Consider the following 25288-nt stretch of genomic DNA (forward strand, 5'->3'; position numbering starts at 1 on the left):
GCTCAGTTACCCCCGCTCTTCGTTCCCACGCCCGCGTTAGCGGCTTCGCCGGGCTTTTGCCATACGCGGACCCAGTCAACCGCCATTGCCTTGGGAAAGCCGGAAGCGTCCACGCCCTTGGTGTTGCGCCCCTCTGGCAAGTGCCCGCCGATGGCGAGGTTGAGGATCAGGTGGAAGGGCTTGTCGAACGGCGCGCCCGGCTTGTCAGACCCCAGCGTGTGCCATTCATGGGGCATGCGGCGGGCATAGTCCTTGCCGTCGACGCGCCAGACCATGCCATCCTTGTCCCACTCCACCTCGTAAGTGTGAAAGGCGGTCGGATCGGGGAGCTGCGTTTGCTCCGAGATATAGCGGTTGCGCGGCGGCTGCCCGCCGAAGTGGATCGTGCCCAGCACATGGTTCTCGCGGCCGCCCTCGCAAGTCTCGCAAGGCTCGCCGAGGTTGACCGCCTCCATGATGTCGATTTCGCCCGAACGTGCCCACCCGCCATAGGCCCAGTCCTCCGGCAGCATCCAGATTGCCGGCCAGGTGCCTTGCCCCTGCGGCAGTCGCGCGCGCACCTGTACCTTGCCATAGAGCCACGCCGCCTTTCCGGCGGTTGAAAGACGGGCGGAAGTGAACGGCTTCGACCGCTTCGCCTCGGACTTCTCCATGCTGTCGCGCTGGTCGCGAGGGTATGCCGGGCCGGTGAAGTCCTCGCGCTGGGCGATGATCTCCAGCACTCCGCCGCTCACGCGATGGTTGGCCTTGCGCGCAGTGTAGCACTGGCGCTCCTCGTTGCCGCCGCCCCAACAATCCTCGGCAAGGACCCAATGATTGCGATCAAGCGTGGTGCCGTCAAACTCGTCGGCCCACACGAGTTGCCAATCGGGTTGGACCGCCGCTGCAGCCAGAAGCAGAAAACTCATGCCGCGGCCGGAACCTGCGCGCCGCAATAGCGCGCCACGTAATCGCCATGCGATGGCAGCGCGGCAACCGTGCGGCTGACCTGTTCGCGCAAACTGCCAAGCAGATGCCTCAGTTCCTCGTCGCGCAGCTTGGCGGCGACGGGGTGGTGGCTTTGCGGGTTGATCCCCTGCCCCATCATCACCTGCACCCACGAGTTCTCCGCGAAAAGCTCCTCGTTCTTGCGGAACACGCGGCCGGTTTCGCGGAACAGTTCCATCTTGTGCTCGAGGCTGGCGGGCACTTCCATGCTGGCGCAATGCCGCCAGAACGGCGTGTCGCGGCGGTCGGTCGCCTTGTAGTGCAGGACCAGGAAGTCGCGGATCTGCTCCATGTCGGTGAACTGCTGGTCGTTGAACTCGTCGATGTCGCGCTGGCTGATGACGCCCGCCGGCAACATCCGCACGATGCGCAGGATGGCCCGCTGGATCAGGTGGATCGAGGTAGACTCGAGCGGCTCCATGAACCCGCCCGAAAGCCCCACCGCCACGCAGTTGCGGTGCCATTGCTTGCGCCGCGCCCCGGTACGGAAGCGGATGTGGTTGGGCTTGACCAGCTTCTCGCCCTCGACCGTAGAGAGCAACTTTTCGAGTGCGGCTTCGTGGGAAAGGTAGTCGCTGCAATAGACCACGCCATTGCCCTGGCGGTGCTGCAGCGGAATGCGCCACTGCCAGCCCGCCTCGTGCGCGATGGCGCGGGTATAAGGCACGGGCGGGCGCACGCTCGATGTCTGGATGGCGATGGCGCTGTCGCAGGGCAGCCAGTGGGTCCAGTCGTCGTAGCCTGCGCGCAAGGCGCCTTCGATCAGCAGCGCGCGAAAGCCGGTGCAGTCGATGAACAGGTCACCCTCGATGCGGCGGTCGCCCTCCAGGACCAGCGCCGCTATATCGCCGCTCTCGCCATCGAGTTCGACGCGGGCAATCTTGCCCTCGATCCGCATGGTGCCATCGGCCTCGGCCATGGTGCGCAGGAACTTGGCATAGAGGCCGGAATCGAGCTGGTAGGCGTAATTCATCCGGTCGTCCGGCAAGTGCGCGAACTTGCCTGCTTCCGCTGCCTTCAGTTCAAGGCAGTATTCGCCGTAGGGCTCAGTGTGGCCGCGCTCCAGACCGTGGAGCCAGAAGTGCTGGAAGCCTGCCGACCAGTGATCCTTGCCGGTGCCGCCGAAAGAGTGGAAGTAGTTCTCGCCCTCGACCCGCCAGTTCTCGAAATTGATGCCCAGCTTGAACGTCGCCTGCGTGGCGCGCATGAACTCGGCCTCGTTGATGCCGAGCAGGCGGTTGTAGGTGACCAGCGGCGGGATCGTGCTTTCGCCGACGCCGATCGTGCCGATCTGCTCGCTCTCGACCAGCGTGACCTGCGCGACCGGCCCAAGCGTGCGGGCAAGCGCGGCGGCGGCCATCCATCCGGCGGTGCCACCTCCGGCAATGACGATGCGGCGGGGCAGATGCGAAGCGGTCATTGGCTGAGGCTCCTCAGGATGAACTGGTGAATGCGGGCAGCGCCCTGCGCGTCGATGGGGCCGAGCGCGCCCTGGCCCTCTTCGGGAATGTGGGCGCGGGCTTCATCGCCGCCCGAGAACACGTAGTAGTCGAACAGCTCGCGCCACACCGCGCGGTCCGCCTCGGGCAGGTCGCGGATGGCGAGCAGGGCGTGGGTCAGCGCGGTCTGCGGCTGGCCCATGTAGCGCGGCGTATCGCGCCACCAGTAGTTGAGCAGGATGTTGAACGGTTCTGTCGCCTCGACATGGTGCCACCACATCGAGGGGATGAACAACGCATCGCCGGGTTCAAGCTCGGCCACCTGTCCATGCGCCAGCGCCTCGGCGAAGCGCGGGTGCGCGTCGAAGTCGGGCGCGGCGAAGTCGACCATGCTGACCGCGCGGCCCGCCGGGTGTTGTCGATGGGGCCGAGGTAGAGGTTGCGGAACTGCTCGGGCGGGAACAGCGTGAAGCGGCGACGCCCGGCGACGCAGCAGGCAAGGTTGTCGGGAAAGTCGTTGTGCGCGGCGATGCGGGTGGGCGATCCGATCCACAGGCTGGTGATCGGATCGCGCGTGCCGAGGTCTACGCGGTTCTCGGCGTCGACGCTCTGGAAGTGCGTCGGCACGTCGATCGAGCCGAGGTAGATCACCGGATGATCGGCGCTGCCTTCGTTGGCATCGAACCCGGCGAAGATATCCGCCAGCTTGCCGCGCGCGGTACGGAAGTTCATTTGCATGGCAGCGTCATAGAACAGGCGTCCGCCGCTGCCGGGGTCGGCCAGCGAGACGGTGAACGGCACTGGCCGCGCGCGCTCGACCAGATAGGCGCGGGCGGCGCGGGCGGATTCAAGGCCCGCCTGTACCAGCGGCCAGTCGCGCACCAGCCCGCGCAGCACGAACGGTTCGCGCGCGCCCTGCAGCATGGCGTCGAGATCGCTCAGGTGTTCGAGTGTCCTCTCAGCGACTGCAGGAAGCTTCAGGGCAGTTGTTTCAGCCACCGGCAACCTTGGCATTCTTGCGCGCGACCAGATCGCCGAAGTGGGAGAGCGAGGCGATGATCATGTAGATCCGCGCGAGGTGGCCGCTGGCCATGAGGTCTTGCAGCGCAGGGCCATCGAGGGCGGAGAGCTTTTCCTCGTTGATCGTGTGATAGCCGACCAGCGAGTTCTTCGCGCCGTCATCGAGCGTGACTTCGAGGGTGAAGGACTCGGCAAGGTCATAGCGGTCGAGCGCGGCGAAGAAGTCGGCGGATTCGCGGTGGGCGTGGTCGAGATCACCGAGCTTGGCGGCGATGTCCTCAAGGTAGGGCGTGGGCTGGCCGCTCGCATCGAACACACGCACGCCCTCGCCCGTCCTGCTGATGCGGGGGTGGTCGAGATCGACGTGGACCTGGCCCACGCCATCGGGCGTCGCCGCGCGGCCGACAAGGAACGGGCGGATCGCCATGAAAAGCGGGCGGTAGGGTGCATCCCATGCACCATCCCGCAGGAACAGGTTCTCCCCCGTCTCGAAGCCCAGCAGCGCCAGCGCTTCCAGCTTGCCGGTCGCAAGATCGCGGCGCAGGACGATGGGATAGTGCGCCTGAACCGAGCGGAACTCGGCCGGGACCGTGGCACAGGCCATGACGTTGTCGCCAAGTTCGGCGCTGGCGGAAGTGTCGATGCGCAACTCGCCGTGATCGGCGGGATTGAGGACTGCGTGGTTGCTCATTTCACTGCCGCTCCGTGCATGACGATTGAGTCTGCCGCCGCGGCAGGGCGCAGGGCATCGAGATAGGTCCGGTTCGAAGGCAGCGCCGCCGCCAGTGCGCGCGAACGCTGGCGCACTTCGGCAAGGGTCTGCGAGGCCGCCGCGTTGTGCGCTCCGGTCGGCACGGGGAAGCCCATGCCATAGAGAACGTATTGCTGGCTCGCCGCGCAGAACAGTTCGTCCATGCGTGGGAAGTCCCACGCCGAGGGAGGCTGGTCGCGCCAGAGTTCCAGCACCTCGGCAAGCCGTGGCGGGATCGTGGCGGGATCGCGCTGCGCCAGCCAGTAGGGCTCGGGCCGACGGCTCAGGACATAGTGCAGCTTGAGAAATTCGACGATGCGGTCCCAGCGGTAGCGAAACAGTTCGTTGAAGCGATCGGCCAGCAGGCCCATCGTCGCCGCGCGGCGCGGGAAGTTTTCGGCGAGCGCCTTGATCGACAGCTCGATGGTGACGATGGCCGAGGCTTCGAGCGGTTCGATGAAGCCGGCCGAGAGACCCACGGCGAGGCAGTTGCCCTGCCAGAAACGCTGGCGGTGGCCGGTCGAGAAAGTCAGCTTGCGGGGGCGCAGCGCGGATAGGTCCGTCCCCGGCATCTTCGCCGCAACATAGGAGCGCAGCACGTCCTCGGCGCGCGCATCGTCCATGAAGCGCGAGGAGAACACGCAGCCGATGCCGCGCCGCGTCGGCAGGGCAATGTCCCAGATCCAGCCCGCTTCGTGCGCGGTGCCGATCGTCTGCGAGGCAATCGCGCTGCCGGGTTCGACCGGCACCTGCAGGGCAAGCGCGCTGTCGTTGAAGGACACGTCGGACCGGTCCACCCACGGCACGCCGCAGTGGTCACCGATCAGGATCGCGGCGAGCCCGGAGCAATCGATGAAGAAGTCACCGGCAATTGTCCGCCCGTCGTGCAGGCTAAGACTGGCGATGTTGCCCGCCTCGTCGTCGGCAACGGCAGTCACCTGCGCCGAGATATGCGTCACGCCGAGCCGCGTCGTCGCATGGCGCTTCAGAAGCGCGGCAAACTTGCCGGCATCGAGATGATAGCCGTAGTTCAGCGCCCCGGCGTAATCGGGCATGGCGCGCTGGCGTGGCGCGAGGTTCTCGTCGCAGGCCGCAGCTTGCGGCGTCATCAGCGTGGCGAAGGGAAGGTCCGGCGATTGCGCGCGCCACGCCTGCAGCATGGCAGCCATGTCGCCCGGCGGGGGCGGCGTGAACGGATGAAGGTAGCTGTCCTGCGCAGAACCATCGACCCAGCCATCGAAGCGCGAACCCTGCTTGAACGAAGCGTCGCACTGGCTGAGGAACTCCGCCTCGTGAATTCCGATGGTGGCGAGCGTTTCGCGCATGGTCGGCCAGGTGCCCTCGCCCACGCCGATGGTCGGGATATCCGGCGCCTCGACGAGGGTGATGGCAAGTTCGGGCCGTCGCGCGGCAAGCAGGCACGCCGAAAGCCACCCTGCGGTGCCGCCTCCGACGATGACAACCTGCTTCACCGACCCGATCATCTCTCACCCGTTTCGGCCACCGGTTGATCCGGCCAGCCTCTCAGTCTTCAAAACCCCTGCGGCCCGCACTGCCGAAGCAATACGGGCCGCCGGTTCTTCGTTACCCGAAGGTCATCCCGTCAGGCTCAGAAAGTAAACCGCGCACCGGCAGCATAGCGCGCATAACCCGGTGCCGCAAAGAACACGGTCTGGTTGTTGCGCTGATAGCCCTTGCGGTCGGCGTTGGTGATGTTGATGCCTTCGACGAACACCGTCACGCCCTTGCGGATTTCGTACGATGCGCTGGCGTCGAACTGGCCATAGGCCTTCACGTAGTACGGATCGAAGCCGTAGCCCGAGAGGAACCCGTCACGCCAGTTATAGGCAACGCGCGCCTGCAGACCGTTCTTGTCGTAGAACAGCACGGCGTTGGCACTGTCGCTGACCCCGTTCACCGCGAACTGCGGGATGGTGTAGCGCAGGGTGTTGTCGAACTTCGTGTCGCTCTTCACCACGGTGTAGTTCAGGATCGCACCGAAGCCGGTATCCCAGAAGCTGTGCTGGACCGCGAATTCCCAACCCCACAGCTTGGCCTTCTGGTCGCTGTTGGTCGGCTGCGTGGTGATGAAGTTGACGAGCGGATCGGACGCCTGGCCGACGACACCGGTGACCACCCCGTTGTTGTCACGAATGACCGTCGAGGGGAAGTTTGCGCCGATGTAGTCGAGCAGTTGCTGCGCGGTGGCATTCGGACCCAGCGCTGCCCGTGCGGCTGCGGCATTGGCGCCGGCGGCAGCGTTGGTCAGGCCGAACGCGGGCTGGTTGACCTGCGTCTGGCTGATGAAGTTCTTCACGACCTTGTGGAAGAAGCCCACCGAAACGTAGCTGGTCGGCGCGTAATACCATTCAGCCGAAAGATCGACGTTGTTCGACTTGTACGGCAGCAGGCCCGGATTGCCGCTCGACGCCGTGCTGCCACCGATGCGGATCGGCGAGGCGAGCGTGGTGCCGCCCTGCAGCGAGGCATAGTCGGGACGCGTGATCGTCTGGCTGTAGCTGGCGCGCAGGCGGACGTTCCGGACCGGCTCCATGTCGAAGTCGATTGCCGGCAGCCAGTTCTCGTACTCGCCCTTGAGCGAGGCGGCAGCGACTTGCTGCGGGTTGCCGTAATCGATCGCGGTTTCATTGCCGCCAGTCCAGATGGTGCGGACCGGGATTGGAACCTGCGCGGTCGAATCGACCTTGGTCTTCTCGTAGCGAAGGCCGAGGCGCAGGTTTGCCGTGCCCGCGCCCAGATCGAACGAGTGCTTGGTCTGCACATACGGCGCCCAGGTCCGTTCGCGGACGGTGCGGTCGGTCGTGTACTTGGCGATGCAGGTGCCGGCCGTAACGGCGGTGCTGCAGATCCCGATCTTGCTGTCGAGCAGACGGATCAGGCCGTCGGTGTCGATGTTGAAGTAGTTCGGGATGATCGAGGCATCCTGCGAACCCGACATGCCGGAAAGATCCTTGGGCAGATCGCGGATCTGGTAAAGATCGTCCGGGGTTTCAGCTGCCGAGAGCGTGCCGCCCCAGGTATCGTTCTGGATCACGCCGAATGCCGACCGCACCTTGTTCTCGGTGTAGGTAACGCCGAAATCGAGGCTGTCGATGAACGAGGCATCGAAGTCATACCCACCGCGGAAGGTGACCTCGTTGATCTCGTCACGCATGTAGGCGGTGCGGAAGGCGTTGCCGGCAGGGCGGATATTCGAGGCCTTGATCTCGGAGCCCGGATACATCTGCACGCTGATGACCGGCATGTCGGACGTGTAATCGACCTTCTGCGACTTCACGCCGAAGATCGCACTGCCAACGGCAATGCCCGAACCATAAGGCTTGGTCGGCTTGCTCTCGGCGGTCGAGTGGTGGCCATCGAGTTCGAGGCGAAGACCACCGGGACCGTCCCACTTGAGGTTGCCGCCGATCGACTGGTTGCGCGAGCGGTTGGCCGCAACCGCACCGGTGATGGCGAGGTCCTTGCCGGGGCCAAAGTTCTCGGCATAGAAGTTCGGGCCGGCCGCCGGGCCATCGGTCCAGCTGCTGGAAGTATCGCCGTGGTTGAACCACACGCCGATCGAGTTGGTGCGGGCGTCGATGGTGTTCTGCGAGAAGGTGTAGTCCACCGTGGCAGTCAGCGTGTCGGTCGGCTTGACCTGCACCACGGCCTGGCCGTTGATGCGCTTGCGGCGGAACGTGGTGAAATCGTAGCCGGCGTTCTGCGTGACCTGGTAGATGTCGTTCGGGCCGGGGCGGTTCTGGATGTTGGCAGCACCCGGCGTGCCGGGCTGCGCCAGCGAACCCCAATTGTTTTCCGAACCGAGATAGCCTTCACGCCAGCCCGCGTTGAACTGCGCCTGGCTGGCCTTGCGGTCCTGATACGAACCGGTCAGCAGCACGCCGATGCGGTTGTCGGCAAAGGTATCGCTGATGATGCCCGAGACTTCAGGGGTAATGCTTGTGCCGTCGAACAGCGAGGTGTCGTAGACCGCCTTGGCGCCGATGCTGCCATGGAAGCCGGGGCGCTCGAGCGGCTTGGCAGTCTTGATGTTGATGACCGAACCGATGCCGCCGGTGGCCAGCGAGGCGCGGCCCGACTTGTAGACTTCGACGCCGGCAATGCCTTCGGAAGCAAGGTTGGCGAAATCGAACGAACGCGAGGCCGGGGCGCCGCTGCTGCCGCCGAGGCTGGAGGCAGGCATCTGGCGGCCGTTGAGCAGGACAAGGTTGAAGTCCGGACCGAAGCCGCGAACGGTGACGGTGGAGCCTTCACCACTGTTGCGATCGATCGAAACGCCGGTGATGCGCTGCAGCGATTCGGCAAGGTTGGTATCGGGGAACTTGCCGATATCTTCGGCGGAGATCGCATCGACGACGCCCTGCGCGCTGCGCTTGATGTCGAGAGCCTTCGACAGCGAGGCGCGGATGCCGGTGACGACGATGGCTTCGCCTTCTTCAGCCGGAGCAGCGGCATCCTGCGGCGCTTCCTGCGCGTGGACGGCCTGCCCGGCGAGTGCGAGTGCAAGGGCACCCATGCTGGCTGCACGAACGGCAGCGGAACGTGTCATGGAAACCTTCATGATCCTCCCCTTTTACAACCTCGGCACTGCCACGCGAAATGCTCGCCATCAGCGCTCTTGTGAACGTTCACCTAATTGAGAACGTTCACGCGGTCAAGGGGCTTCGGCGCCCATCGCGCGAAAGCCTAGTTCTTTTGGGCAATCCCGGCAGGCACTTGCACGAAACCACGGAAATCCGTTTGGTGGCGCGCCACTCTTGGCATAGCGTTTTGGCCAAGCGGCGGCGTCAATGGTGCCTCTCTCCTGCCAGCCGCGTCAGGGATTTCCACCGATGCGCGACCATGACCTTCGAAGCAGGGCCGTTGGCGAGATGCATTTGCGGCGCTGGCCGCCCTTGCCGGTGCCTTGCCATATCGTGCAGTGGGTCCTTGCGATCGACGACAGCGAGCGTGCCGAGGAACTCTCCGCCATCGAGGCATTGACGGAGAGCACTGACAACGTCGGCAATCCGACGCACCGCGAAGGCCGGATCAACGAGAGGGTCACCTTCACCTGGGAACGCCAGAGCGAAGGCAGCAGCCTGACGCTGTTTTGTGCGCCCTGCGACGACGAGGGCTTTCTCGATCCGACTGACGATGCAGAGCTGTCGGCCGCCATCGCCTGGGCACGCACCCTACCCGGCCAGATCGTGCGCAGCACGCGCGTGTGGCTGGCGCAAAGCGATGCCGACGTCGAGCAGGTTCTCCATCGCCACCCAATCAATCGCGATGAACTTGTTTCCAGCACGCTGGGCGGCGGAATCCGCATATGGTCGGACTTCCGGCTGAAGGACGATGGCTTCGGGCGGTTGCTCGCCGCGGCCAACGGCATCGACCGGCGCGATCTGACCCGCCAGATCCAGCGCCTGCAGGAACTGGGCAACTATCGCAACAAGGCGCTGCTCGGCCTGCCGGTTGCCCGCGAATGCTGGCCCAAGCTGGATGCAGCCGAAGAACGCCTGAGCGATCTGGCAAACCGCATCGCCGACAGCGACGCGCGCGACGACAGCCTGCTTGAGGAACTGTCACGCCTCGCGCTCGATCTTGCCTCGGTCGCAACCGCGATCTCGTTCCGCATGGACGCCACCCGCGCCTACGGGCAGATCGTCGAGGAGCGTCTGGAGCAGCTCGACGTGCAGCCGGTCGAGGGTTACGCCTCGCTGGTTGATTTCACCCAGCGCCGCTTCCGCCCGGCCATGAACACCTGCATCGCCACCAGCGAGAGGATCGAGCGCATCGGCGAACGCACCGAGCAGCTGACGTCGCTGCTGCGCGCGCGGATCGATACGCGGATCGAGAACCAGAATGCCGAGCTGCTGCGGTCGATGGAGCAGTCGATATCGATGCAGGCGCGTTTGCAGCAGCTGGTCGAGGGCCTGTCTGCGGTGGCGCTCAGCTACTATGTTCTGGGGCTGATCAAGTACGCGCTCTATGCCGTGCCCGACAGCGCATTGGGCGTTTCGGACGAGTTCGTGATCGGCTTGCTGGTGCTGCCGATGGTGCTGGGCGTGTGGTGGACGATGCACACACTCAAGGACCGATTGATCAAGACTTCTGATCGGCAATAATTCCGCTTGTCCTGACGGCCATATGTGTCCACACTTCTGGACAGATGGCGCGCTTCCCCTTCTCTGCGATCGTCGGTCAGGACGAGATGAAGCTCGCGCTCCTGATCGCAGCGGTCGATCCCTCCATCGGCGGAGTGATGGTGTTTGGTGACCGTGGGACAGGCAAGTCCACCGCTGCCCGCGCCCTCGCCAGCCTGCTGCCGCCGATCATGGTGATGGACGGCTGCCGCTATGGCTGCTCGCCCGATGCGCCGCATTCCTGCCCTGGCCCCTGCGAATCGAACAAGGCCAGCAAGCGGCCGGTGCCGTTCGTCGATCTGCCACTGGGCGCCACGGAAGACCGGGTGCTCGGCTCGCTCGATCTGGAACGCGCGCTGCGCACCGGGGAAAAGACGTTTGAACCGGGGCTGCTGGCGCGGGCGCACCGCGGCTTCCTCTACATCGACGAGATCAACCTGCTCGAAGACCATCTGGTCGACCTGCTGCTCGACGTGTCCGCCTCGGGCGAGAACGTGGTGGAGCGCGAGGGGCTGTCGGTGCGCCACAAGGCAAAGTTCGTGCTGATCGGCAGCGGCAACCCGGAAGAGGGTGAACTCCGCCCGCAGCTGCTCGACCGCTTCGGCCTTTCGGTCGAAGTGCGCACCCCGCGCGAGATCGAGAACCGCGTCGAAATCATGCGCCGCTGCGCCTCGCACGATGCCGACAGCGAGGCATTTGCCTCGCAGTGGGCCGAGGAGGACGAGAAAGTCCTGCAGCAGATCGCGCGCGGGCAGAAGAAGCTGGCGAAGATCGAGGTGCCGGATAGCGTGCTGATCGATGCCGCCGGGATCTGCAGCGCCGTGGGCGTTGACGGCCTGCGTGGCGAACTCACCCTGATGCGCGCCGCGCGCGCCTATGCGGCGCTGAAGGGCGCAAAGGTGGTCAAGCGCGATCACCTGCTTCACGTTGCGCCGATGGCCCTGCGCCACCGCCTGCGCCGCGACGTGCTCGACGAAAGCGGATCGACCGCACGGATTGATCGCGCGATCGCCGAACATTTCAAATGACAAATGCGATGGCAGATGCGCTCTTGGCAGCGCGCCTGCTGGCCGCAGACCGAAAGCTTGGCGGCATGGTGCTCCGCGGCGGCGGACCGGCGCGCGATCTCGTTTTGCAAGCGCTGCGCGGATTGCTTCCCGAGGGCACGTCCTTCCGCCGCCTGCCCGGTCATATCGATGAGGACCGGCTGACCGGTGGCACAGACATTGCCGCCAGCCTCGCCACGGGTTCGCTGGTTCTCCAACGCGGCTTGCTGGCTGAGGTGGCGGGCGGCGTGCTGGTCGTGCCCATGGCGGAACGCCTGCGCACGGACACTGCGGGCCGGATCGCCCAGGCGCTCGACAATGGCGGCGGCTTCCTGCTCGTCCTGCTCGACGATGGCGAAGGCCCGGACGAGCGCCCGCCGCTGGCCCTGATGGAACGGGTGGCTTTCGACCTCAGCCTGCAAGGGGTGCGTGCGGCAGACCTGCACTGCGAGATGCCCGAGCCCTGCGATGCAGGCCGCGCGGCCGCGCTCGAAAGCGAGGCGATGTCAGCCCTTGCTGCCACTGCAACAGCGCTTGGCATCGCGTCGATCCGCCCGCTCTTGCAAGCCGCTGCGGTTACAAGGGCGCACGCGGTGCTTGGTGGACAAGACACCGTCCGCCGCACCGACCTTGAAGCCGCAACCCGCCTCGTCCTTGCTCCGCGCGCGACGCAGCTGCCGCCCGAACCCGAAGCGCCCCCGCCTCCCGAACCGGAGCGAGAGCCGGAAGAGGCAGAGCGCCCGGACAACGACGACGATGACGACAGCGCGCCGGACTTGCCCGAAGACCTGCTGATCGAAGCGGCCCGCGCCATGATCCCGCCTGATGTGCTCGAACTGATCGCATCCGGTCGCGCACAGCGGTCGGCGCGTGGCGGAGGCGCTGGACGCCGCACCGGTTCGGCACTGCGCGGCAAGCCCCTTGGTGCGCGCCCGGGCATGCCCGGCGGCGGTGTTCGCATGGCGCTCGTCGATACCCTTCGCGCGGCGATCCCGTGGCAGCCCTTGCGCAGGCGCGATCCGGCTCCCGCAGGTGCCGGCCCGATCCGCTTTCGTCGCGACGACCTCAGGGTCCGCCGCTTCGAGGAATGCGCCACGACGGTCACCATCTTTGCGGTCGATGCCTCAGGCTCGGCAGCTCTCGCCCGCCTGTCCGAGGCCAAGGGCGCGGTCGAGCTGATCCTTGCCCAGGCCTATGTGAAGCGTGCCGAAGTGGCGCTGGTCGCTTTCCGTGGGACCGAGGCAGACCTGCTGCTGCCGCCCACGCGCTCACTGACCCGCGCCAAACGCGCCCTTGCCGAACTGCCCGGCGGCGGCGGCACCCCGCTTGCCCGCGGCATTGCCCTGACCCGCCAGTTGGCAGATGCCGTGATGAGCCGCGGCCGCACACCGTTTCTCGTATTCCTAACCGACGGCAGCGCGAACATCGGCGCAGACGGCTCATCCGGCCGCGCCCAGGCCAATGCCGACGCGCTGACCGCCGCACGGGGAATTGCCAGCGCGGGTCTTGATGCCGTGGTGATCGACATTTCCCCGCGCCCTCGGCCCGAAGCTGCCCGTATCGCCGAAGCCATGCGGGCGCGCTACCTGCCGCTGCCCTTCGCCGATGCCAAGGCGCTCAAGGCGGCGGTGACGCTTGCTGCCGAGCCTCAGAAGAAACGCGCATGAGCGGGCCACGCTGGAACGTCGAAGGCCGGAACTGGCCCAACCGCGAGGCAAGCCGCTTCGTGGAGACGCCCGGGCTCAGATGGCATGTTCAGGTCACCGGCGAGGGGCCGACGATCCTGCTGCTCCACGGCACCGGCGCGGCAACGCACAGCTGGCGCGACGTGCTGCCACTGCTGGCGCAGGACTTCACAGTGATCGCCCCCGACCTGCCCGGCCACGGTTTTACCAGAGGCCGTCCGCGCCAAGGCTTGACGCTGCCCGGCATGGCAAGTGCCGTGATCGATCTGCTCGATGCGCTGGACCATAAGCCATCGCTGATGGTCGGCCACTCCGCGGGCGCGGCCATAGCAATCGAGGCCGTCCATTTGCAGGGCGCAGCCACACCCCTGATCGGCTTCAACCCCGCGCTGATGCCCTTCCCCGGCCTTGCCGCCAAGCTGTTCCCTTCGCTGGCCAGGATGCTGTTCGTGAACCCGTTCGTGCCGCGCATGCTGGCCGGCATTGCCCGCATTCCCGGCGAGACCGGGCGCTTCCTGCGCCGCGCCACAGGCTCTGCCATCGATGCCATGGGAATTGCCGCCTACGAGGCGCTTATGGGCAATCATCACCACTGCGGCGGGGCGATGGAAATGATGGCAAGCTGGGACCTTGAAGCGCTCAGCCGGTTGCTGCCGCAGTTGATAAACCGCGTGCTGCTGGTCCATTCCAGTGGCGACACCGCCGTGCCGCTGTCGTCTGTAGAACAGGCCGCAAGGCTGATCCCCGATTGCCGTGTGGAAGTGCTGCCGGGATTGGGGCATCTTGCGCATGAGGAGTGCCCCGCGAAGGCCGCTGAACTGATCCGCACGTTCGCCGCTGCAAGCGCGCAAAAGGAGGGAGAGCCAGCATGAATTCGATGAGCGAACACTTCGGCTGGGTGGAAATCGTCTTCACCGCCGTCATCGCGCTGGGCTTTGGCGTCTATCAGCTATGGTCAGTCAACCGCGAGATCGCCAAGGACAAGGCGAAGAAGCAGAACCCGGAAGACTAGCCTTGCGGTATCCGGTACGGCAGCATGAACTGCACGATTGGCGAAGAAAAACGATCGAGATCAAGGCTTTCCTGTACCGCCACGACCGGCTCTCCGAACAGGCGCGATGACAGGGTGGAGCGGGCATAGAACGGCGCGTCCTCCCAGGTGCGGATGACGCTGGCATGGCCTCTGTCCGCCCGCGTCTTGCGCTCCATCTGCCATAGTGTGTTCGGCAAGGGCGCGACCGGCGGCAGCGCTTCCTCCTCGTGCGGCACCCCGTCCGCACCGAAGCGCAGGGCGCTGGCAAAGCCCTGGCCATTGCGACGGATGCCCTCGTAGCAGACCACCGACCCGCTGCGCCCATGGGCGCGGGACCAGTGCCAGACGCGGAAGCCTTCCTCCAGCGACTCCGCGCCGAAATTCGAATCGAGATAGGCGCTGCCCTTCCAACTGAGACCGGGCTTTTCCATCCGGACCTCGATCCGCGCGCGCGGGGCAATGCAGTGCCAGCGGTGGCGCCCCTCCGGGTCAAGCGAGAAGGCGCGGTCGTTGGTCGCTTCGGGATAGACGCGAACCTTGCCGGCCACACGACGCTGCCACGGCACCCCAACCCGCTTGTCCATCTCCTCGATATCGATTTCGAGCGAGTCTCCGGTCCAGCGCACCGCGCTCGGCCCGATCTGCAGGTTGTCCGCATCGCGCGCGACGCTGCCGCGCCCACGCTCAGTCATGGTCCAGCGCGCGCCGGGGCCGTAGAGCGCCACGTTCAAGGCGCAGTGCTGCAGCGGATCGCCGCGGCCGCTTTTCTTGTAGTAGGGCGAAAATACACTGCCGATGAAGGCGATGATCGTCAGCCCATGGCGTCCGCACTCGCTGATCGCATCGACATACCACCAGCCATAACCACCGGGCGGGATCTGCGCATCGAAGCGAGGTCTTGCACCACAGCCTGCATCGCCAGTTGCCCGGACAAGGCGGCCATCGGCACCCCGGCCCCCGGATGGGTGCTTCCACCCGCGCAGTAGAGCCCAGGGATCCGGGTCCGCGTACCCTGCCGGAGGAAGGACGCCGCCCAACCGTGCGAGGCCCGACCATAGATCGCCCCCCGGTCGAGGGCAAAAAGTTCTCGAAGGCGTTCGGTGTCAGCAGCGTGTGGGGAAAGTTGTCCTCCAGCTCCAGTCCGCAACGCTGAAGGCTGCGCCTCATGGCCTGTGTGCACCGGGCCTTCTCCTCTTCGGTGTAAGTATGGGTGTCGCCATTGGCGGGCGCATTGACGATGATCTGCAGACGTTCACGGTGGCCCGGCGGCACATCGGCCCCACCCTCGCGGTCGAGCGCGCAAACATAGACGCTGGGATCGCATGGCGGAGCCCCACCGCGAATGTCGCTGAATTCGCGGGCATAGTCGGGCGAGAAGAACACGTTGTGGCGCTGCAGCGCGAAGCCCGAGGTGCGGGCATTTGCCAGCCAGACCATCGCCGAGAGCGACCGCTTGCGCACGCCATGCGATGGCACCGCCATGGCGCCCAGAGGCCCGAAGCGTCCTGCGGCGAGAGCCTCGGGATCGGCATTGGCGACAATCGCATCGGCGGCAATCCGCTCGCCATTGCTGAGGATCAGGCCCGATGTGCGTCCTTGTGCGGTCTCTATGAGGGCGGCGCCGGTACTGAAACGGAATTTCGCGCCGTGCATCTGCGCAAGGCGCATCAGAGCTCCGGCCAGCGCGCTCATGCCGCCTTCGATCAGCCAGACGCCTTGCGCCTCGACGTGGGCAATCAGCATCAAGGTTGCCGGTGTCTCGAACGGGGAGGAACCGCAGTAGGTCGAATAGCGCGCGAAAAGCTGGCGCAGACGCTGGTCGGCAAAGTGTTCGCCCAACACCTTCCACATCGATTCGTAGGGCCGGATCGCCAGAAGATCGCCCATGCGCCACAGGCCGATGCGCCACATCAGCGGAAGCGGCCAGCTGACCTTGCTGCCGCGCATCATCGGACGGTCAATGATGCCGTGAATGCGCGCGGCCTCCTTGCGAAAGGCGCGGAAGCCTGCGGCGGCCGAAGCGCCGGCAAAGTCACCGATGGCCTGCTCGCTCAGTTCCGGATCGGCATGGAGATCGAGATGCCGCTCCGGCCCCCACGCGTGGCGGGCGATCACGTCGGCGCGGCGGATGTCGACAAAGTCGGCCAGGTCGGCACCGCACGCAGCAAAGATGCCCTCGAACACGTCACGCAGGGTGAAGACGGTGGGCCCGGCATCGATGGAGGCGCCGTCAACGATAAGCTGACGCGCCTTGCCGCCGGGGTGCGCGGCTTTCTCCACGACGGTGACGGCGGCCCCGCGCGCAGCCAGCAGCGCGGCTGCCGTCAGGCCGCCGATGCCCGCGCCGATGATCGCCACCCGCGATGCCAAGGCATGCTCCTCTCTCGGAGGGAAACCCTCCACCGAATACAATTGACCTTTACACCACAAATGTCCAATCTTTTGGACATATGCTGGACGTTGCCCCCTTGACGGATGCGCCGCCGGCGCAGAGCCCTCCCAAATGGCCCCCTCGGTGGCGACGCCGCTGGACCCATTGGCGCAACCGGGTTCTGGGCAGCCCGGTGTTTCAGGACTGGGCATCTCGCCTCCCCATTTTCGCAAGCATCTCAAGGCGCCGCGCCGCCAGCGCATTCGATCTGGTGGCGGGCTTCAGCTATTCGCAGGTCCTGCTAGCCGCGGTCCAGGTCGACCTGCTCGACCTGCTCGATGCTGGACCGTGCGGTGCCGACGATATCGCCCGGTCGGCCGCACTGAGCCGCGCCGCCGCGACTCGGCTGCTGCGCGCCGCCGCTGCACTGGACCTTGCAGAAGAGGTTGCTCCGGGCTGCTGGATGCTCGGTCAGCAGGGCGCCGCGCTGCTTTCCAACCCCGGCGCGCTTGCCATGGTTCGACATCACCCGCTGCTTTACGCGGATCTCGCCGACCCGCTTGCTCTGCTGCGGCAGGACCGGCAGAAGCCAACCGCCCTGTCGAATTTCTGGCACTATCACCCTGAAACCGATGGTGAAACTGCCGGTCGGTACTCCTCACTGATGGCCGCTTCGCAACAGATGGTTGCGCAGCAGGCGATGGGTGCCTACGCCTTCGATCGCCACCGCCGCCTGCTCGATATCGGCGGCGGTCATGGCGCTTTCGTCAATGCGCTGGCCGCGGCATGCCCTTCGCTTGAGCTGGGCATATTCGATCTGCCTCCCGTTCTGGCTGGTGCGACGAATCTGCCGCCGCGAGTCTCCCGACATCCGGGTGACTTCTTTGCCGATACCCCGCCTACAGGCTACGACTGCATCACGCTGTCGCGAATTCTCCACGATCATGACGATGATCGCTGCCTTCAGATCTTGCGCGGAATCAGGGCAGCTCTTCCCGAGGACGGCCGCCTTGTCATTGCCGAACCGATGGCCGGCGCACGCGGGGCAAAAGCCATGGGTGACGCCTATTTTGGCTTGTATCTCTGGGCGATGAACTCCGGACGCCCTCGCACACCAGCTGAATATGGCGAGATGCTTCGCAAGGCGGGCTTCCCGCACTGGCAGCAGAAGCGCACGGCAATGCCCGTGATCGCCTCGGTCATTGTTAGTTCATATTGACAGTTATAACCGTCCAATCTGTTTGACACTCTTTGGCGTTAGCGTATGGTGAACACTGCCTGACAGTACCCATCCGGATACTGCGGCACGGCCCGGATCACCGGGAGAGGGGAAGACCGGCATGGAGTCGCTGGCGGTCATACTGGAAGCACCGAGGCGCATCGCGCTTCGCAGGCTTGCCTTGACGTCAGGACAAGGCTCCGACGCCGCTTCCGCCGCGCTCGCCCCTTCTGACGTTCTGGTCGAAGTCCAGTGGAGCGGCGTAAGTGCCGGAACCGAAAAGCTTCTCTGGTCGGGCGAGATGCCCAACTTCCCGGGCATGGGGTACCCGCTGGTGCCCGGATACGAATCCCTCGGCCGCATTGTCGACGCCGGCAGCGAAGTGCAGGCCCGCATCGGCGACTGGGTCTTTGTCCCCGGCGCGACCTGTTATCGCGATGCGCGCGGCCTTTTCGGCGGCACGGCGCGGCAGGTGATCGTGCCATCGGCGCGCGCCCTGCCGGTCTCCGAGTCGCTGGGCCAGGATGGCGTGCTGTTCGCGCTCGCCGCCACTGCGCTTCACGCCATGAACGGCGGCGACCCGCCCGATCTGATTATCGGCCATGGCACGCTGGGCCGCCTGCTTGCGCGGATGACCATCGCTGCTGGCGCCCCTGCCCCCACTGTCTGGGAGCACAAGCCCGCCCGCCGCACAGGCGCGCAAGGCTACAACGTCATCGCCCCCAAGGACGATGACCGCCACGATTACGCCAACATCTATGATGCCAGCGGCGATGCCGATTGCCTCGACCTGCTGGTTCCGCGCCTGCGCAAGAGGGGCGAGATCGTGCTGGCAGGTTTCTACGCCAACCGCCCCAGCTTCGCTTTCGCCCCCGCGTTCCGTGCCGAGGCACGCTTCCGTGTCGCCGCCGAATGGGGCCCGGACGATCTTACCTCTACCCGCGCCCTGATCGACAGCGGCGCACTCGATCTTGCCGGTCTGGTCTCTCACCAGCGCCCGGCTGAGGAAGCCCCGGATGCCTATCCGGAAGCCTTCCTCGATGCCGACTGCCTCAAGATGGTCCTCGACTGGAGCAACTGCGCATGACGATGCTGGATACACATGCCGCCGCTCTGCGCGATGAAGCGTCGATCGAGCCTGACGCCCCGCACACCGGGGAAGTGAAGAAAGAGACGCAGATCATCGCGATCTATGGCAAGGGCGGCTCGGGCAAGAGCTTTGCCCTGTCCAACCTCAGCTACATGCTCGCCCAACAGGGCAAGCGCGTGCTGCTGATCGGCTGCGATCCCAAGTCCGATACGACCAGCCTGCTGTTCGCCGGCAAGGCCTGCCCCACGATCATCGAGACCTCTTCAGCCAAGAAACTGGCCGGCGAGGAAGTGCGGATCGAGGACGTCTGCTTCCAGCGCGACGGCGTGTTCGCGATGGAACTGGGCGGTCCCGAAGTCGGCCGCGGCTGCGGCGGTCGCGGCATCATCCACGGCTTCGAGCTGCTCGAAAAGCTCGGCTTCCATGACTGGGGCTTCGACTACGTCCTGCTCGATTTCCTGGGTGACGTGGTCTGTGGCGGCTTCGGCCTGCCGATCGCGCGCGACATGTGCCAGAAGGTCATCGTCGTCGGATCGAACGACCTGCAGTCGCTTTACGTGGCGAACAACGTCTGCAAGGCGGTGGAATACTTCCGAAAGATGGGCGGCAATGTCGGCGTTGCCGGCATGATCGTCAACAAGGACGACGGCACCGGCGAGGCGCAGGCTTTCGCAAACGCGGTCGATATACCGGTTCTGTGCGCCATCCCGGCGGACGAGGACATCCGGCGCAAGTCGGCGAATTACCAGATTATCGGCAAGCCCGGCGGGCAATGGGGCAGTCTCTTCGCAGAGCTTGCGTCCAATGTCGCGTCGGCACCGCCGCGGCAGCCCACGCCCCTCGACCAGGATGGACTGCTTGGCCTCTTCTCCCCCGAAGACACCGGAGGCAACGTCGAGTTGGTCCCGGCGACACAGGCTGACATGCGCGGCGGATCATTCGAGAAGAAGCCCTCGCTTGAGGTGGTCTATGACGAGGTCTAGGCCATGACAGACCTCGTTGATGGGGCGCTTCACGCGCGTGAACCGGACCGGATCGAACTCGATCCGCCGGTCGAAGGCGGCGGCTGCCACGCAGGCGCGGACGTGCTGCGCGATGCGACGAATAAGGCGCAAGGCTCAGAACTGCTGGACCGCTACGCCGCCGACTACCCGGTAGGCCCGCACGATCAACCGCAATCGATGTGCCCGGCGTTCGGTTCGCTGCGCGTTGGCCTGCGCATGCGCCGCACCGCAACCGTCCTCTCGGGCTCGGCCTGCTGCGTCTACGGCCTGACCTTCACCTCGCACTTCTACGGCGCGCGCCGCACCGTCGGCTACGTGCCATTCAGTTCCGAAACGCTCGTCACCGGCAAGCTGTTCGAGGACATCAAGGAAGCGGTTGAGGGCCTGGCCGACCCGGCCGATTACGACGCGATTGTTGTAACCAATTTGTGCGTGCCCACTGCCAGCGGCGTACCGCTGCGGTTGCTGAAGAAGCAGATCAACGGCGTGCGCATCATCGGCATCGACGTGCCGGGCTTCGGCATCCCCACACACGCCGAGGCCAAGGACGTGCTGGCAGGCGCCATGCTCGCCTATGCGCGCGAGGAAGTGGCGCAAGGGCCGGTCGCGGCCCCACCACCCGCGCCGACAAGCCGACAGTCACGCTGCTGGGCGAAATGTTCCCGGCCGATCCCGTCGGCATCGGCATGATGCTCGAACCGCTCGGCCTTGCTGCGGGGCCGGTCGTCCCTACCCGCGAATGGCGCGAGCTTTATGCCGCGCTAGACTGCGCGGTGGTGGCAGCAATCCACCCCTTCTACACCGCCAGCATCCGCGAATTCGAACATGCCGGGCGCACGGTCGTCGGCTCCGCCCCGGTCGGCGCGGAAGGCACGACGGCGTGGCTCGATGCCATCGGTGCGGCCTGCGACGTGCCTGCCGACAAGGTCGAAGCCGCCAAGGCGCGCTTCGTGCCGATGATCCGCGCTGCGCTTGCCGCCAATCCGATAAGGGGCCGCATCACGGTTTCGGGCTATGAAGGCTCCGAACTGCTGGTCGCGCGGCTGCTGATCGAGAGCGGAGCGGACGTGCCCTATGTCGGCAGTGCCTGCCCGCGTACGCGCTGGTCCGATCCTGACCGCGCATGGCTGGAGGCGCGCGGCGTCCGCGTGCAATTCCGCGCCAGCCTTGAGCAGGACATTGCCGCGGTCGAGGAATTCCGCCCCGACCTTGCCATCGGCACGACGCCGGTGGTGCAGCATGCCAAGGCCCAGGCGATCCCGGCGCTCTACTTCACCAACCTGATCTCGGCCCGTCCGCTGATGGGCGTGGCGGGGGCTGGCAGCCTTGCGCAGGTGATCAATGCGGCGATGGCCAACAAGGCGCGCTTTGACAGGATGTCGGCGTTCTTCGAAGGAGTCGGCACCGGCCCTGCCGCCGGGATCTGGGAAGAGACACCGCAGGACCGCCCGGCCTTCAAGAAGAAGTATGCCGCCCTCAACGAAGCCGCACGCAAGGCGGCAGAGGCAGTGGGCACATGAGCCTCGTCCTCGATCATGGCGCTCGACATTTCGTCGTGATCTCCCTTCGCGCGGGAGGCACGGCATGACCTTGGTTCTCGATCACGACAGGGCCGGCGGCTACTGGGGCGCGGTCTACGTCTTCACGGCGGTCAAAGGCCTGCAGGTGATCATCGACGGCCCGGTCGGGTGCGAAAACCTGCCGGTTACCTCCGTGCTCCACTACACCGACGGCCTTCCGCCGCACGAACTGCCCATCGTCGTCACCGGCCTAGGCGAGGAAGAGCTGGGCAAGACCGGCACCGAAGGCGCGATGAAGCGCGCGTGGAAGGTGCTCGATCCCGAACTGCCGGCCGTCGTCGTCACCGGCTCCATCGCAGAAATGATCGGCGGCGGGGTTACCCCGCAAGGCACCAATATCAAACGCTTCCTGCCGCGCACCATTGACGAGGATCAGTGGCAGTGTGCGGATCGGGCGCTCAGCTGGCTCTGGTCGGAATTCGGCCCCAAGACCGTCCCCGCGGTCAAGCCGGTCAAGGAAGGCGAAAAGCCCAAGGTCAATATTCTCGGCCCTTCGTACGGCATGTTCAACATGGCGAGCGACGTCCACGAGATCCGCCGCCTGATCGAAGGCATCGGCGCAGAGGTCAACATGGTCTTCCCGCTGGGCAGCCATCTGGCCGATGTCCGCAAACTGGCGGATGCCCAGGCGAACGTCTGCATGTATCGCGAATTCGGGCGCAACTTGTGCGAATTGATGGAGCGGCCGTACTTCCAGGCCCCAATCGGGCTCGATAGCACCACCCGCTTCCTTCGCGCGCTCGCTGCCGAACTCGGGCTTGACCCCGAACCCTTTATCGAGCGCGAGAAGCACAGCACGATCAAACCGCTGTGGGACCTGTGGCGCTCGGTCACGCAGGACTTCTTCGCCACGGCCAGCTTCGGCATCGTGGCGAACGAGACGTATGCGCGCGGCATCCGCCATTTCCTCGAAGACGACATGGGCTTGCCCTGCACTTTCGCCTTCTCGCGCAGCGCGGGCGTGAAACCCAGGAACGAGGACGTACGCGCCGCGATCCACGGCAATCCGCCCCTAGTGCTGTTCGGCAGCTACAACGAACGCATGTACAGCGCCGAAAAGGGCGGCCGGTCGATCTACATTCCGGCCAGCTTCCCCGGCGCGGCGATCCGTCGCCACATCGGCACCCCGTTCATGGGCTATTCTGGCGCGACCTACCTCGTCCAGGAAGTGTGCAACGCGCTGTTCGATGCGCTGTTCAACATCATCCCGCTGGCAACCCAGCTCGATGCTGTCGAGGCAACCCCGGCACGCGATACCCGCGAACTGGCGTGGGATGAAGACGCCAAGGCGCGGCTCGACCAGATCGTCGAGGCACAGCCCGTGCTGGTGCGCATCTCCGCGGCCAAGCGCCTGCGCGATGCAGCCGAACGGGTGACGCGTCGCCACAACGAAACCCGCGTCAGCGCCGACAGGCTCGCCGATGCCATGCTCGAGGCGCAGGTGACATGACCTGCGCACCCATCCTTCCGCGCTCATCCCAGGCGCAACAGCTTGCACGGTCGCCCCTCTCCGGTCGCCCGTGTTCCCCCATCCTCGCGGGTCAGTTCCGCGTGGATATCGAAAGAGGTCTTCCGCCTCTCGCACATCAACAACGACTGGAGATTGGGCAATGAGTGATCATGACGATCGCTTCGGGCTGAGGACCTACCTCACGCCTGAGGAAGCAAAGGAATTCCACAAACTGTTCATGAGCAGCTTCGTCGGCTTCACCGCCGTCGCAGTGGTCGCACACGTCCTCGTCTGGATGTGGAAGCCCTGGCTCTGACGCATCCATCTGTCGACGGCGATTGCCTGAGGCAGAACCTTCAACACTTGCACAAGGACTAAGACCATGTGGAGGATTTGGCTTATTTTCGATCCGCGCAGGGCTCTGGTTGCCCTGTTCGCATTCCTGTTCGTGCTCGCACTGGTGATTCACTTCATCCTGCTCAGCACCGATACGTTCAACTGGCTCGATGGTCCGAACTCGGCCCAGGGCATGGCGAACGCAGCAGCAGCGGCGCCCGCAGCGCCCTGACGCCAACTGTGCGAGAGGCGGCGGCGCTCTAGTCGCCGCCTCCTGTGGCAGCCAATCAGAACACAGCTAAGCCCGTCGCGCCGCGGCGGGGAGGGGGTAGAACCATGGCACTCCTTAGTTTCGAACGAAAATACCGCGTTCGCGGTGGCACGTTGATCGGCGGCGACCTGTTCGATTTCTGGGTGGGTCCGTTCTACGTCGGCTTCTTTGGCGTGGTGACCGCGATTTTCGCGTCGCTGGGCACTGCGCTCATCTTCTACGCGGCATCGCAAGGGCCGACGTGGAATCCCTGGCTCATCTCGATCGAGCCGCCAGATCTCAAGTACGGGCTGGGCCTTGCCCCGCTGGCACAAGGCGGGTTCTGGCAGGTCATTACCGTCTGCGCGCTGATTTCGTTCAGCAGCTGGGCGCTGCGCGAGGTCGAGATCTGCCGCAAGCTGGGCATGGGATACCATGTGCCGGTTGCCTTCAGCATGGCCATATTCGCCTACTTCACGCTGGTGGTGATCCGCCCCGTCCTTCTGGGCGGATGGCACTTCGGCTTCCCTTACGGCATTTTCAGCCACCTCGATTGGGTTTCCAACACGGGGTACCAGTACCTGCACTTCCACTACAATCCGGCCCACATGCTGGCAGTCTCGTTCTTTTTCACGACGACGCTTGCGCTCGCCCTTCACGGCGCGCTGGTGCTTTCGGCGGTGAACCCGCCCGAAGGCGGCGAAGTGAAGTCGCCCGAGTACGAGGACACCTTCTTCCGCGATCTCATCGGCTACTCGGTCGGCACGCTGGGCATTCACCGCGTCGGCCTGCTGCTGGCCCTCAACGCGGGCTTCTGGAGTGCGGTGTGCATCGTGATCAGCGGGCCGCTGTGGACCAAGGGCTGGCCCGAATGGTGGACCTGGTGGCTCAACCTGCCGATCTGGTCGTGAAGGAGCACTGAGCGATGGCGACCTATCAGAACATTTTCACCCAGGTCCAGCTGCGGGGCGAGCCCGAAGCCGGGATCGCCCTTCCCCCGGCAGCGAGCCGCGGATCGGCAAGGGATCGTTCAACCACATCATGGGCCTGATCGGCCATGCGCAGATCGGCCCGGTCTACTTGGGCTGGACCGGCGTGTTCGCGCTGATCTTCGGCTTCTTCGCGATCGAGATCATCGGGCTAAACATGCTCGCCTCGGTAAACTGGAACCCGATCCAGTTCGTGCGCATGCTGCCCTGGCTGTCGCTTGAACCGCCGGGACCGGAGTATGGCTTCACCCCATTCGTGCCACTGGCCAAGGGTGGCTGGTGGATCATGGCCGGGTTCTTCCTGACCACCTCGATCATCCTGTGGTGGGTCCGCACTTATATCCGCGCCCGTGCGCTTGGCATGGGGACGCACGTGGCCTGGGCCTTCGCCTCGGCGATCTGGCTCTACCTCGTGCTCGGCTTCATCCGCCCGTTCTTCATGGGCTCGTGGGCGGAATCTGTGCCGTTCGGCATCTTCCCGCACCTTGATTGGACGGCCGCTTTCTCGATCCGCTACGGCAACCTGTTCTACAACCCGTTCCACGCCTTCTCGATCGCCTTCCTCTATGGTTCGACCCTGCTCTTCGCGATGCACGGCGCCACCATTCTTGCAGTCGGTCGCTACGGCGGTGAGCGCGAGATCGAGCAGATCACCGATCGCGGCACGGCCTCGGAACGCGCCGCGCTGTTCTGGCGCTGGACCATGGGCTTCAACGCCACGATGGAATCGATCCACCGTTGGGCCTGGTGGTTCGCCGTGCTGACGACGCTCACGGGCGGCATCGGCATCCTGCTGACCGGCACCGTGGTCGACAACTGGTACCTCTGGGCGCAGCAGCATGGCTATGCTCCGATGTATCCCGATACCGGGGTCATCGATCCCGCAACGCTG

General features: G+C 65.4%; 19 protein-coding genes and 3 pseudogenes. 14 read left to right on the forward strand and 8 right to left on the reverse strand.

Annotated elements, in window-relative coordinates:
• Window positions 1–2: 2 nt before the first annotated feature.
• The 6 genes and pseudogenes from C7W88_RS00410 to C7W88_RS00435 all read right to left on the reverse strand — a co-directional run bounded on the left by C7W88_RS00410 (window position 3) and on the right by C7W88_RS00435 (window position 8779).
• Window positions 3–908 (reverse strand): family 16 glycosylhydrolase, encoded by a 906-nt coding sequence (locus tag C7W88_RS00410; RefSeq protein ID WP_118072095.1) that lies wholly within the window; start codon window positions 906–908, stop codon window positions 3–5.
• On the reverse strand, window positions 905–2407 hold the full coding sequence (locus C7W88_RS00415; protein ID WP_118072096.1) for a tryptophan halogenase family protein: 1503 nt from the start codon (window positions 2405–2407) through the stop codon (window positions 905–907). Before C7W88_RS00415 ends, C7W88_RS00410 begins: the two co-directional genes overlap by 4 nt.
• A pseudogene (locus C7W88_RS00420) lies at window positions 2404–3440 on the reverse strand (cupin-like domain-containing protein). Before C7W88_RS00420 ends, C7W88_RS00415 begins: the two are co-directional and overlap by 4 nt.
• The gene (locus C7W88_RS00425; RefSeq protein WP_118072097.1) at window positions 3418–4137 is read right to left on the reverse strand and encodes a SapC family protein; all 720 of its coding nucleotides are present in this window, start codon (window positions 4135–4137) and stop codon (window positions 3418–3420) included. Before C7W88_RS00425 ends, C7W88_RS00420 begins: the two are co-directional and overlap by 23 nt.
• On the reverse strand, window positions 4134–5681 hold the full coding sequence (locus tag C7W88_RS00430; RefSeq protein WP_118072098.1) for a tryptophan halogenase family protein: 1548 nt from the start codon (window positions 5679–5681) through the stop codon (window positions 4134–4136). Before C7W88_RS00430 ends, C7W88_RS00425 begins: the two co-directional genes overlap by 4 nt.
• A gap of 125 nt (window positions 5682–5806) precedes the next feature.
• Window positions 5807–8779 carry a TonB-dependent receptor gene (locus C7W88_RS00435; RefSeq protein WP_118072099.1) on the reverse strand — a complete coding sequence of 991 codons (2973 nt, stop codon included), beginning with the start codon at window positions 8777–8779 and terminating at the stop codon, window positions 5807–5809.
• 271 nt (window positions 8780–9050) lie between these two features.
• On the opposite strand from C7W88_RS00435, the gene C7W88_RS00440 reads away from it, so the two are divergent.
• The 5 genes from C7W88_RS00440 to C7W88_RS22415 are packed head-to-tail and all read left to right on the forward strand — an operon-like array spanning window position 9051 to window position 14086.
• A complete protein-coding gene (locus tag C7W88_RS00440; RefSeq protein ID WP_118072100.1) occupies window positions 9051–10325 on the forward strand; it encodes a DUF3422 domain-containing protein in 1275 nt (424 codons plus the stop codon).
• A gap of 44 nt (window positions 10326–10369) precedes the next feature.
• The gene (bchI, locus tag C7W88_RS00445; RefSeq protein ID WP_118072101.1) at window positions 10370–11371 is read left to right on the forward strand and encodes a magnesium chelatase ATPase subunit I; all 1002 of its coding nucleotides are present in this window, start codon (window positions 10370–10372) and stop codon (window positions 11369–11371) included.
• 8 nt (window positions 11372–11379) lie between these two features.
• Window positions 11380–13056, forward strand: coding sequence for a magnesium chelatase subunit D (locus C7W88_RS00450; RefSeq protein WP_240344741.1), 1677 nt, complete (start codon window positions 11380–11382; stop codon window positions 13054–13056).
• Complete coding sequence (gene bchO, locus C7W88_RS00455; protein WP_118072103.1) at window positions 13053–13946, forward strand: alpha/beta fold hydrolase BchO; 894 nt, start codon at window positions 13053–13055, stop codon at window positions 13944–13946. Before C7W88_RS00450 ends, bchO begins: the two co-directional genes overlap by 4 nt.
• Window positions 13943–14086, forward strand: coding sequence for a hypothetical protein (locus C7W88_RS22415; protein WP_162895845.1), 144 nt, complete (start codon window positions 13943–13945; stop codon window positions 14084–14086). Before bchO ends, C7W88_RS22415 begins: the two co-directional genes overlap by 4 nt.
• Here C7W88_RS22415 and C7W88_RS00460 read toward each other — a convergent pair.
• Both C7W88_RS00460 and C7W88_RS00465 read right to left on the reverse strand, forming a co-directional pair.
• Complete coding sequence (locus tag C7W88_RS00460) at window positions 14083–14832, reverse strand: hydroxyneurosporene dehydrogenase (protein WP_240344742.1); 750 nt, start codon at window positions 14830–14832, stop codon at window positions 14083–14085. The two genes, C7W88_RS22415 and C7W88_RS00460, sit on opposite strands and share 4 nt — an antisense overlap.
• Window positions 14792–16477, reverse strand: coding sequence for a phytoene desaturase family protein (locus tag C7W88_RS00465; protein WP_370073153.1), 1686 nt, complete (start codon window positions 16475–16477; stop codon window positions 14792–14794). The genes C7W88_RS00460 and C7W88_RS00465 overlap by 41 nt, the downstream gene beginning before the upstream one ends.
• 272 nt (window positions 16478–16749) lie before the next feature.
• On the opposite strand from C7W88_RS00465, the gene C7W88_RS00470 reads away from it, so the two are divergent.
• The 9 genes and pseudogenes from C7W88_RS00470 to pufM form a co-directional block, all read left to right on the forward strand.
• Complete coding sequence (locus C7W88_RS00470; protein WP_240344743.1) at window positions 16750–17697, forward strand: methyltransferase; 948 nt, start codon at window positions 16750–16752, stop codon at window positions 17695–17697.
• Between the two features lie 121 nt (window positions 17698–17818).
• A complete protein-coding gene (gene bchC / locus C7W88_RS00475; RefSeq protein WP_118072104.1) occupies window positions 17819–18784 on the forward strand; it encodes a chlorophyll synthesis pathway protein BchC in 966 nt (321 codons plus the stop codon).
• Window positions 18781–19770: a chlorophyllide a reductase iron protein subunit X gene (locus C7W88_RS00480; protein ID WP_118072105.1), complete on the forward strand. Its 990-nt coding sequence runs from the start codon at window positions 18781–18783 to the stop codon at window positions 19768–19770. The genes bchC and C7W88_RS00480 overlap by 4 nt, the downstream gene beginning before the upstream one ends.
• A gap of 3 nt (window positions 19771–19773) precedes the next feature.
• Window positions 19774–21311 (forward strand): annotated as a pseudogene (gene bchY / locus C7W88_RS00485) (chlorophyllide a reductase subunit Y).
• A 64-nt stretch (window positions 21312–21375) separates the two neighbouring features.
• On the forward strand, window positions 21376–22821 hold the full coding sequence (bchZ, locus tag C7W88_RS00490; protein ID WP_118072106.1) for a chlorophyllide a reductase subunit Z: 1446 nt from the start codon (window positions 21376–21378) through the stop codon (window positions 22819–22821).
• 160 nt (window positions 22822–22981) lie between these two features.
• Window positions 22982–23137: a light-harvesting antenna LH1, beta subunit gene (pufB, locus tag C7W88_RS00495; protein ID WP_082013438.1), complete on the forward strand. Its 156-nt coding sequence runs from the start codon at window positions 22982–22984 to the stop codon at window positions 23135–23137.
• Window positions 23138–23203: 66 nt separating this feature from the next.
• Complete coding sequence (pufA, locus tag C7W88_RS00500) at window positions 23204–23389, forward strand: light-harvesting antenna LH1, alpha subunit (protein WP_039336613.1); 186 nt, start codon at window positions 23204–23206, stop codon at window positions 23387–23389.
• 104 nt (window positions 23390–23493) lie between these two features.
• Window positions 23494–24318 carry a photosynthetic reaction center subunit L gene (gene pufL / locus C7W88_RS00505; RefSeq protein WP_084278791.1) on the forward strand — a complete coding sequence of 275 codons (825 nt, stop codon included), beginning with the start codon at window positions 23494–23496 and terminating at the stop codon, window positions 24316–24318.
• Between the two features lie 14 nt (window positions 24319–24332).
• A pseudogene (pufM, locus tag C7W88_RS00510) lies at window positions 24333–25288 on the forward strand (photosynthetic reaction center subunit M); the annotation flags it as partial.

Source organism: Novosphingobium sp. THN1 (genome assembly GCF_003454795.1).
GTDB lineage: Bacteria > Pseudomonadota > Alphaproteobacteria > Sphingomonadales > Sphingomonadaceae > Novosphingobium.